The organism is Kitasatospora sp. NPDC093806 (assembly GCF_040683335.1).
In the GTDB taxonomy this organism is placed as follows: domain Bacteria; phylum Actinomycetota; class Actinomycetes; order Streptomycetales; family Streptomycetaceae; genus Kitasatospora.
Map to the genome: position 1 here is coordinate 18426 of NZ_JBFBDO010000103.1, position 10106 is coordinate 28531.

A 10106-nucleotide genomic window follows, 5' to 3' on the forward strand; every position below is an offset into this window, starting at 1 on the left:
CGTCCCCCGGGGGTGCGCCGGCTATTGGTTAGGAGCACCCCTCGGGATGGGCTATGGTTAACCCATCACCCAGATGCGCGGGTGGCGGAATAGGCAGACGCGCTGGATTCAGGTTCCAGTGCCCGAAAGGGCGTGGGGGTTCAACTCCCCCCTCGCGCACAGCGGACGGCCGGTTGATCTTCGGATCAACCGGCCGTTTTGTCTTCCCGGACCAGTCGGCGGCCGACCGGTGCCTGGCCCGACGTCCCACCGGTCCGAGTGCGGCGTGGAAGACGGGGCAGCCGCCGGCCCTGTCCGTCGTCGCCCTCGAAGTCGAAGTCGCATCCCGGATCCGAAAGATGTCCTGCGCGGTCACAGACGGCAGGCCGATCCCCTCCGTCAGCACCCGCACCACCGCCCCGGCCCCTCGGTCCGGGGTGGGTGCTTGGCCGGACCCTGCTCTCGAAAGCGGCAAGATTATGGGATTAAATGTGCCGTAAGCATGGTGGGCCAACGATGGGTTGTGTCCTGATCCTTCGGTGGAGGTCGGATGACGTACGCGCTCAAACGTCTGGGCGGTACCGACGACCTCAGTCCGCGACCCGTCATGGCGTTCTCCGTGGTCGCCCCGGGTGAGGAACGGACTCCACCGTTGCGGTGACTCGACGTTGACCGTGGCCGCGTTCCTCTTGCCGGTTCGTCCTTCGGCTCGTCCGAGCCGTTCGGGCGGGACGTCGTGCCGCGAGGTCCTGTTGCGAGCCCATCCGGGCCGCATCGCCGGCCCCTTCCTGTGTCCTGCCTGACCCGACCTGACCTGCCCTGCCCTGCCCTGGCGTCGCGTGCGGCTGCCCGGCCGGGAAAGGCGTCTGTGATCAACCGCCCCCCTCAAGCCCTGACAGCGCCTGCAGAGCGCACCGGGCGTCCACTACCCAACATTCGTCCGGAGTCAACCCGACATGTCACGCCCCACCCGTAAACGGTCCGCCGTGCTGGCCGCACCTCCGCTGTCGGAAGCCCTTGGGAAGGTGAACGGCTTCGGTCTTCTCCGGCTTCTGCTCGCGGTCTCGGTGATCTTCGCCCACGCCATGCCGCTCGGTATGGGCAAGGGGGACCCCGGCGCGACCTGGTCGCGTGGGCAGACGGGGCTCGGCGCCGTGGCCGTCGCCGGGTTCTTCGTGCTCTCCGGACTGCTCATCACGCGCAGCGGGCTCCGGCTCACCGCGGCCCGATTCCTGTGGAACCGGGCGATCCGCATCCTGCCCGCCTTCTGGGTCTGCCTGCTGGTCACGGCGTTCGTCGTCGCACCGCTCGTGGCACGCCACGAGCATCTGCTCGGCACCTTCTGGTCGCACCCGGAGGGCCCGTGGGAGTACATCAAGGCCAACTGGACGGTCGGGGTGGACCAGTGGACGATATCCGGGCTGATGGCGCACAACCTGAAGGGCGGCGCCTTCAACGGTTCGATCTGGTCGCTCGCCTATGAGGTTCTCTGCTACCTCGTGGTGGCGGCCCTCGCGGCCGTCGGTGTCCTTCAGCGGATGCGCTGGGCTGTCGTGGCCGCCATGGCCGCTCTGTACGGCTACATGATCTACCTCGCGGTCGGCTATCCCCACCTGCGTGCCCCCGGTTACGGGCCGACGGCACTCCCGGACTGGCGGCTGCCGCTTCTCGGTTCGATCAGTATGGACAAGCTCCTCCCGCTCGTGCTCATGTTCGGCCTCGGCGCGCTCGCCGAGCTCTACAAGTCGCGCCTGCGGATGAACGGGGTGGCGGCTCTGCTGTCGCTGGTCCTGTTCGTCGGAAGTGCCCGGTACGGCGGGTTCTCTGTCATCGGACTGCCGGCGTTCGCCTACTTGCTGATCTGGCTGGCCGCCTACATGCCGCACCCGTTGACCAAGGTCGGCACCAAGGTGGACCTTTCCTACGGCGTCTACATCTACGCGTTCCCGATCCAGCAGGGCCTGGCGCTGTTGCAGGTGCCCCGCCACGGATACGCGGCCTACACCGGGGCGGCGGTGGTCCTCTCGGTGGTCGCCGCCTTCTTGTCCTGGCACATGGTGGAGAAGCCCGCGCTCAAGCTCAAGAACGTCCGGCTGCCCAGGCAGAGTCGGGGTGACAGGAACCGGCCGACGAACGGTTCGGCCGAGGCCGGGCTGCCGGCCCCGAAGTCTCCGGCCGCGGCTGCGGGGCGCCTCTCGGGTTGATCCGTGATGTCGGCGGTCGGTGATGGCGCTCGCCGAGCCGCGACACGGCGCCGGAGCTGTCCTCGGCAGTGGGTTCCGTCGGTGCTCCACGGCCAACGACCGGTCGACTCAACAGTCGACCGGTCGTTGTCGTTGGGTCGTCCGCGTGCGTCGCCCGCTCGGGGCGGGGCGCCTCGGTTCCCCGGCTTGCCGGATCCTCAGCTTCGCGCCCGCAGGCCGTCGAGGACCAGGGTGGCGAGGCGGTCCGGGAGGTCGGGTTCGATGGGGCGGTGGCCGAGGAGGCAGCGGGTCTGGATCGGGGCGCAGAGGAGTTCCAGGGCCAGGGCGGCGTCGGTGTCCGGCGGGAGTTCGCCGCGTTCGACGGCCCGGGTGACGATGGCGCCGGCCTGGTCGAGGCGGGCCTGCCAGAAGGTCTGCCAGGCCTCGGCGAGGGCGGGGTCGTCGGAGCTGAGGGAGGCCGCCTGGGCGACGGAGCGGCCGGCCGGGGTGGCGAGGTAGTCGGCGAGCGCGCGGGCGAAGGCGGCCAGGTCGGTGCGGACGGCTCCGGTGTCGGGGACGGGGATGCCCGCGTTGCTGCCGGTGAGCATGGCGTCCAGGACGAGCTTCTCGCGGTTGCCCCAACGCCGGTACACCGTGGTCTCGTTGACGCCCGCGCGGGCCGCCACTCCGGCGATGGTGAGGCGGGCGATCCCCTCCTCGGCCAGCAGGTCCAGCGCGGCCGTCAGTACGGCCTGGCGCACGCGCGCGGCCCGGCCGCCCGGTCGGCGGCGGATCGGCTCGGGAGCCGGCGTGGGGTCCGGTTCTTCCTCGGTCATGTGTCGATCACCTCGGGAGCCACCTTAACGCAGGGAGGCTTGCGTTAAGTGGCACCCCGGGCGCATAGTCGCTAAGGCAAGAGTTCCGGCTTTAAGCGCTGCATCTCAGCAGGAGGCACCACCATGTCCTTCACCTGGCCCCTGGACCCGCGGGACCTGTTCGTCGAGCGCTACCCCCAGATGACCCTCGGCCTCCCCGCCGAGGAGGTGGACGCGGTCCGCGCCGCCGTCACCGAGATGTGGCCCGACCGGCCCGGCGGCTGGGCGTACGAGTGGTCCGCCCTCGCCGCCCGGCACGCCGCCGCCGGACGCCACCGGGAGGCCGCGCAGGCGTACGGCTGGGCCAAGTTCCCCTCGCTCGCCGACGGTCCGAAGCGCACCGCGCTCGCCCGCCAGGTGGAGCAGTACGTCCTCGCCGCCCCCGGCTTCCCGGTGGAGTTCGAGCGCCGCGTGCTCACCGTCCCCTACCGCGGCGGCGAGACCGCCCTGCCCGTCCACCTGATGGCCGCCCCCGGCCTGCCCGCCGACGCGCCGGTCGTGCTGGCCAGCGGCGGCGTGGACTCCTGGAAGACCGACCTGCACGGCATGTGGGAGCAGCTCGCGCTCACCCTGCCGGCCCGGCTGCTGCTGTTCGACCTCCCCGGCACCGGCGAGAGCGCCCACCTGCCGATGACCCCCGACGGCGGGGCCGAGGTGATCCTCGGGCTGGTCGCCGTCGCCCGCGCGGCCGGCAACGGCAGGGTCGGCCACTTCGGCATCTCGATGGGCGGTTACTACTCCGCCCGGACCGGCCTGACCGGGCTGGTGGACGCCGCCGTGGTGCTCGGCGGCCCGGTCGAGCGGTCCTTCGCCGCCGGCCGCGGCTTCGCCTTCGGCATGGACGGCATCGTCGGCAACGCCCTGGGCTTCGACGCCGCGCCGAGCCGGGCCGAACTCGACGCCGCCTTCGCCTCGTTCGACCTGCGCCCGGCGCTGGACCTGGACGTCAACGGGCCGATGCTGGTGGTCAACGGCACCGAGGACGTGCACGTCCCGGTGGAGGACACCCTGGTGTTCGAGGGCCGCCGGGACACCAGGGTCGAACTGATCCCGGACACAGGCCACTGCGCCATCTCGCGGTTCGGCGAGGCGATGGCCGTGATCACGCCCTGGCTGCGGGAGACCCTGGTCGGCTGATCAGCTGCCCTCGCGGCGGGCCGCCCCTCGCTCCGCCGCCTCTCGCTGTGCCGGCGCTCACTCCGCCGTTCGGCGGGCCGCCTGCACCTCGCGGTGGACCGCCCAGGCGTCCGCCACCGGGCCGACGTGGCCGAGCTTGTCGGGGTTGACCACCATCCGGACCGCCTGGACCCGCCCGTCCAGGACATCGAGCGCCAGGGCGTTCAGCACCTGCCCGGCGCGGTCGCGCAGGATCGCGCCGGGCTGGCCGTTCACCTCGTGCGGGTCGATGGTGACGCCGATCCGCAGCATCACCGGGAAGACGGCGGCCAGCAGTCGGGCCACGTTCTGGGCGCCCATGATCGCGCGGGCCAGCTGCGGGGTCTTGCCGCCGCCGTCGCCGACCATCGACACGTCGGCGGCGAGCAGGTCCTGCAGCCCGGCGACGTCGCCCTCGCGCAGGGCGTCGAAGAACCGGGCCGCCAGCTCCTCGCGCTCCGTGCGCGCCGCCTCGAACCGCGGACGGCCGTCCCGCATGTGCCGCCGGGCCCGCACCAGCAGCTGCCGGCAGCTCGCCTCCGAGCGGTCCACCGCCGACGCGACCTCGTCGAACCCGAACCCGAACACCTCCCGCAGCACGAACACCGCCCGCTCCGCCGGGCTCAGCCGCTCCAGCAGCAGGAGCGCCGCCATCGACACCGAGTCCGCCAACTCGGCCGCCCGCGCCGGGTCCTGGTACGGGTCGTCCAGCAGCGGCTCGGGGAACCACGGCCCCACGTACCGCTCCCGCCGCACCCGCGCGGAGCGCAGCACGTCGATCGAGATCCGGGTCACCGTGGCCGACAGGTACGCCTTGGTGGACGCGGGCCGGGTCGGCGAGGCGTCGAAGCGCAGCCAGGCCTCCTGCACCGCGTCCTCCGCCTCGCCCACGCTGCCCAGGATCCGGTAGGCGACGGAGAACAGCAGCGGCCGCAGCTCCTCGAACTCCTCGACCTTGCTCACGCCGTCGTCCTCCCGCTCCATGGTTCCCCCGATCCGCCGTCCTCCCGCTCCGCCGTCAGTGGAACTGGCCGGCCACGTACTCGCCGGTGGCCGGCTGCCGGGTGATCACATTCAACCGGTTCACCATGTTCATGACCGACACCAGGATCACCAGCGCGTTCAGCTGCTCCTCGTCGTAGTGCCGCGCGGCCCGCGCCCACACCTCGTCCCCGACCCCGCCGACCCCGTCCCCGATCCGGGTCCCCTCCTCGGCCAGCTCCAGCGCGGCCCGCTCGGCCTCGCTGAACACCGTCGCCTCCCGCCAGGCCGGCACCAGGCTCAGCCGCACCGCGCTCTCCCCGGCGGCCAGCGCCTCCTTGACGTGCATGTCGATGCAGACGGCGCACCCGTTGATCTGGCTGACCCGCAGCGCCACCAACTCCTGCGTGGCGAGCGGCAGGGTCGACTCCTTGAGCGTCCGCCCCGCCGCCATGACGTGCTTGACGACCTTGCCGGCGGTCTGGCTGGTGAGGTAGTTCAGTCGCGCGTCCATGATGTCCCGCTCCTTCGTCGTGGGCTTCCGCTTCCCTCGTGCACCCCCTGAGACGAGACAGCCCTCCGCCTTGTGACAGCCCCGCATGTGACCCGCGTCTCACCCTCGGCGGGGCGCGATCGGGCCGCCGAAAATCGCGGTCGCCGTGTCGGGGGCGATCGCTAGAATCCGCCTGCCTACGAACTCCCGTGATCGTCATAGGAGTCGGGCATTCCCGAAAGAGGGGGGAATCGTGAGATTGCTGCCGTTCGGCAGACAAAGACGACACGGCCGGCGCGGTGCCGGTGTCGTCGCTCCGGGGGCCCTGCTGCTCGCCGTCCTGACGACATTGGTGGGGCAGGCCGGTCCCGCCGTTGCCGCCGGCCCGCCGTCGGTCGTGCAGGTTCCGGCTGCCGTGTCACCGCAACCGGGTGCCGACGCGACTTCGGCCGCACCGAGCCCGGGTGCACCGAGCCCGGCCGCACCGAGCCAGGGTGCGGCGCCCGCCGCGGGGCCGTCGGCCGGCCCGTCGGCCGCGCCGGATCCGAAGGCCGAGCGCGAGGCCGTCGTCCGGGAGATCCAGCAGGCCGATCCGTCCGGCTCCTGTCCCGCGACGCTGACCTCGGGCACCGTGGTCACCTGCACGATCGATCCGAACGCGACCGCCACGTTCTCGTTCACCCTGAACCAGCCCAAGGACCTGCTCCTCGTCCAGATCGCCGCGACGCAGTGGACGTACCCGACGCTGCTCGGGCCGGACGGCTCCGTCGTGCCCTGCGAGCTGCCCGGCAACGGCGGCGGGAACGGCGGGCAGTTCCGGTGCGCGACCACGCAGGCGGGCACCTACACCCTCAAGGCCAAGGACGGCTCCGGCACGGCGAACAGCCTCGCGCTCTCCTACCTGCCGATGATGTCGCCCGGTGCCTGCCGGACGGCGGGCGCCGCCGACCTCTCGCTCGGCACCCCGACCGTCTTCCACGGCTCGCTGCCGGTCGGTTCCGCGGGCGAGTGCTACGTCACCGCCGACCTCGCGGCAGGTGAGCTGCTGCGGACCAACCTGTCCGACTATCAGTTCACCCGCAGCGTCTACGACGCCACGGGCCGGCAGGTCTGCACCAGCATCGACGGCAACGACCCGTACCGGCTGGACTGCACGACGGCCGGGCAGGCGCCGTTCCGCTTCCTGGTGCAGCGGGACTCGCGACCGGGCCTGGCCTACGACCTCACCCTGGCGCGGCTCTCCCGCCCCGAGGGCTGCCTGGTCGTCCAGCCGCAGGCGTTCGGCGTCGCCCCGGACCTGAGCCCGGTCGCCCGGTGCCGCACGCTGCGGATCACCGAGGCGGGTCCGTACTCCTTCTTCCCGGTCAAGGCGGACGGCTCCTACATCGACGGCGAGCTGTTCGGCCCGGACGGCAAGCAGCTGTTCGGCAACTGCGCGACGGGCAAGGGCTGCGAGCCGGCCCTCGGTGAGCACACCTGGGTGGTCAACCCGACCACTCCGGTCGGTACGGGCTTCGGGCTGGCGTTCCGCTCGGACCGGGAGACCCGGGGCTGCACCGCGACCGGTGACACCGGCCTGGTGTCCGGTCCGGTGACCGGCACCTTCGGCACACCCGGCCAGGGCGTCTGCCTGACCCTGCCGACGGCCACCGGCAACGGCCTCTACCTCCTCGACCGGCGGCCCACGGACGGCACCGGCGCCGCCGCGACGGTGTACGACGCGGCCGGCGTCAAGCAGTGCGACAACGGTGACCCCTACCCGTCCGCGGTCTGCAAGCTGACCGGGACGGCGCCGTTCCGCGCGGTCCTGGGCGGCACGCCGAACCAGGCCTTCCAGCTCGTGGTCCACCGGACCGGCGAGGCGGCCGGCTGCGCCGCCTGGCCGAGCACCGGCTTCGACGGCGCCTGGGGCGCCGAGATCACGGTGACCGAGGCCGCGCGGCAGGCCTGCCTCGCGCTGCCCGCGGACAAGCACTCCACCGCCGAGATGGTCGACTACACGAACACCCAGAACCGGGCCAACGCCTCCTTCCAGGTGGTCGACCCGCAGGGCAACGTGGTCTGTTCCGCCGCCGGCGGCTCGGCCTTCACCTGCGCCCTCACGGCCGGTGTGCCGTACACCGCGCTGCTGACCAACGGCACCTGGGGCGACACCTACAAGCTGGTCCGGCGGGACATCTCGGCGGCCGCCGACTGCCTCAGCCCGAACTCGACGACGGTCGGCGGCCGGTCCACCCCGGTGGACCTGAACTCCTCGCTGGACGCACGGTGCGTCAGGGTGGACGCCGCCCCCACCGACAGGTTCTGGCTGAGCGCGCGGTCCACCGCCGACCAGTACGGCGCGACGGTCCAGCTGTGGACCGCCGATGCCAGTGGCCGGACGGTCTGCGTCCAGTGGGGGACCGCTTGCCGGGTCACCGGCGCTTCCTCGTACACCGTGATCGTGCTGGCGATGGGCTACCAGGGCAGGACCGTCCATTCCGACGTGGACACCTGGAGGGTCGGTACGGCGGACGGCTGGGCGCCGGAGTGCACCGCGCACCCCGTCTCGGTGACGGGTTTCGCGCCGCGCAGCGGTGTGCTCACCGAGTCCTCGACCGCCTACTGCATGGTGCTCGACATGAAGCCCTCGCAGTCCGTCGACATCTCCGGTGTCAGCTCCGCCCCCGGCCTCGAACAGCCGTACCTGAGCGTGTTGAGTCCGGCCACGTGGGACGACTCCAGCCTGACCTACCAGTGCGGCAACGAGTACGGCCGGTTCGGCGGCCGGTGCATGGCCACGTCGAACGCCGTCGTGGGGCAGGCCGCCCTGCTGGTCACGCCGGCCCGGACGGCGACGCCGGTCGAGTACAGCCTGCAGGGCACCGGGTGCGCCCTCACCTGCACCCCGCCGCCGTCCCTGCGCCTGGCCTCGATCGGCCCGGCCACCGGTGTGTCCGGGACGCAGACCCAGGCCGTCATCCGCGGCAGCGGGCTCACCCTGGGCACCAAGGTGAAGCTGGTCCGCAACGGCTCCTGGAGCAACGTCCAGCCGCTGATGAAGCCGCTCTCGGTGAACCGCGAGGGGACCGAGCTGCACGTCCTGGTCGACACCAACCGCGTGGAACCCGGCAGTTACGACGTGATCCTCGACGGCTACGGCAGCGGGACGACCGGCCTCGTCAAGGCCTTCACGGTGACGGCCGCGCCCGCGGTGGCGAAGGGCCGGTTCATGGCGCTGCCGCCGTCGCGGATCCTGAACACGGTGCTGGGTGTCGGTGCGCCGGCCGGCCGGGTCGGCCAGGGAGGTGTGGTGCCGCTTCAGGTCGCCGGCGCGGGCGGGGTTCCGGCCGCCGGTGTGACGGCGGTCGTGCTGAACGTGACGGCGGTCAACCCGACCCGTGACAGCGCGATCTCGGTCTATCCGAGCGGTCAGGCGGTGCCGGACCTTCCGACGGTGAGTTTCGCCGCCGGGCAGAACGTCACCAACCTCGTGACGGTGCCGTTGTCGAACGGAAAGGTGGACCTGCGCAACGCGTGGGGCGAGGTCGATCTCGGTGTCGACGTCGTCGGCTACTACACGGACAATGGCTCCGGTTCCTACCAGCGCCCGGTCAGCCCGACCCGGATCCTCAACACGGTGCTGGGTGTCGGCGCACCGGCCGGCCGGGTCGGCTGGGGCGGTGTGGTGCCGCTCAAGGTGACCGGAGTGGCGGGAGTCCCGACCGCTCCGGTGACGGCGGTCGTGCTGAGCGTGTCGGCGGTCAATCCCTCGCGGACCAGCTACCTCGCCGTCTACCCGCACGGTGAGGAGGTGCCGGACGCGTCCAGCGTCAACTTCGCCGCCGGGCAGAACGTGTCGAACCTGGTGACCGTGCCGGTCGGCATCGACGGCACGGTGGACCTGTACAACGCCTGGGGTGAGGTCGACCTCGGTGTCGACATCGTCGGTTACTACACCGACTCGGGAGGCAGTTACTCGGCGTCCCCGCTGGTGCGGCTGCTGGACACCCGGGACGGTACCGGCGCCCGTGCCGGGGCCCTCGGCGGTGACGGCGACGTCGTCAGCCTGAAGGTGGCCGGGGTCGAGGGCGTGCCCGCGACCGGTGTCACCTCGGTACTGCTGAACGTGACCGCGGTCTGGCCGACCGAGACCAGTTTCCTGACGGTCTACCCGCACGGTCAGGAGCGTCCGGATGCGTCGAACATCAACTACCGCCCAGGAGAGGTCGTTTCGGTGCTGGTGATGGTCCCGGTGGTGGACGGACGGGTGTCCTTCGCCAACCAGTGGGGCTCGGTCGACGTGGTCGCCGACCTGATCGGCTACTTCTCGGCCTGAGACCCATTCGTGCGGTCCTTCGCATGAGCTGAGATGCGGTCAACTGCCGCCGTGCCACCCGGGGGGGGGGCGGGGGGGGCGGGGGGGGGGGGGCGGGGGGGGGGTGGGGTGGGTGTGGGGCC

6 protein-coding genes and 1 tRNA gene are annotated in these 10106 nt (G+C 71.9%); 4 read left to right on the forward strand and 3 right to left on the reverse strand.

Annotated features, from left to right (window positions below; all coding sequences use genetic code 11):
* Positions 1-75: 75 nt before the first annotated feature.
* Positions 76-159, forward strand: a tRNA-Leu gene (locus AB0N76_RS32175).
* Between the two features lie 806 nt (positions 160-965).
* Positions 966-2183 (forward strand): acyltransferase, encoded by a 1218-nt coding sequence (locus AB0N76_RS32180; protein ID WP_363563225.1) that lies wholly within the window; start codon positions 966-968, stop codon positions 2181-2183.
* 197 nt (positions 2184-2380) lie between these two features.
* Here the strand turns inward: AB0N76_RS32180 and AB0N76_RS32185 are convergent, their stop codons facing one another.
* The gene (locus AB0N76_RS32185; RefSeq protein WP_363563227.1) at positions 2381-2998 is read right to left on the reverse strand and encodes a TetR/AcrR family transcriptional regulator; all 618 of its coding nucleotides are present in this window, start codon (positions 2996-2998) and stop codon (positions 2381-2383) included.
* Positions 2999-3121: 123 nt separating this feature from the next.
* On the opposite strand from AB0N76_RS32185, the gene AB0N76_RS32190 reads away from it, so the two are divergent.
* On the forward strand, positions 3122-4174 hold the full coding sequence (locus AB0N76_RS32190; RefSeq protein WP_363563229.1) for an alpha/beta hydrolase: 1053 nt from the start codon (positions 3122-3124) through the stop codon (positions 4172-4174).
* A gap of 57 nt (positions 4175-4231) precedes the next feature.
* On the opposite strand, the gene AB0N76_RS32195 is transcribed toward AB0N76_RS32190, so the two are convergent.
* Positions 4232-5155, reverse strand: a complete 924-nt coding sequence (locus AB0N76_RS32195) for an RNA polymerase sigma-70 factor (RefSeq protein WP_363563231.1) — start codon at positions 5153-5155, stop codon at positions 4232-4234.
* A 55-nt stretch (positions 5156-5210) separates the two neighbouring features.
* The gene (locus AB0N76_RS32200; RefSeq protein ID WP_363563233.1) at positions 5211-5687 is read right to left on the reverse strand and encodes a carboxymuconolactone decarboxylase family protein; all 477 of its coding nucleotides are present in this window, start codon (positions 5685-5687) and stop codon (positions 5211-5213) included.
* A 394-nt stretch (positions 5688-6081) separates the two neighbouring features.
* Here AB0N76_RS32200 and AB0N76_RS32205 point away from each other — a divergent pair, with 394 nt between their 5' ends.
* Entirely contained in the window at positions 6082-9984 is a 3903-nt protein-coding gene (locus AB0N76_RS32205) for a hypothetical protein (protein ID WP_363563235.1), read from the forward strand.
* Positions 9985-10106: the final 122 nt, after the last annotated feature.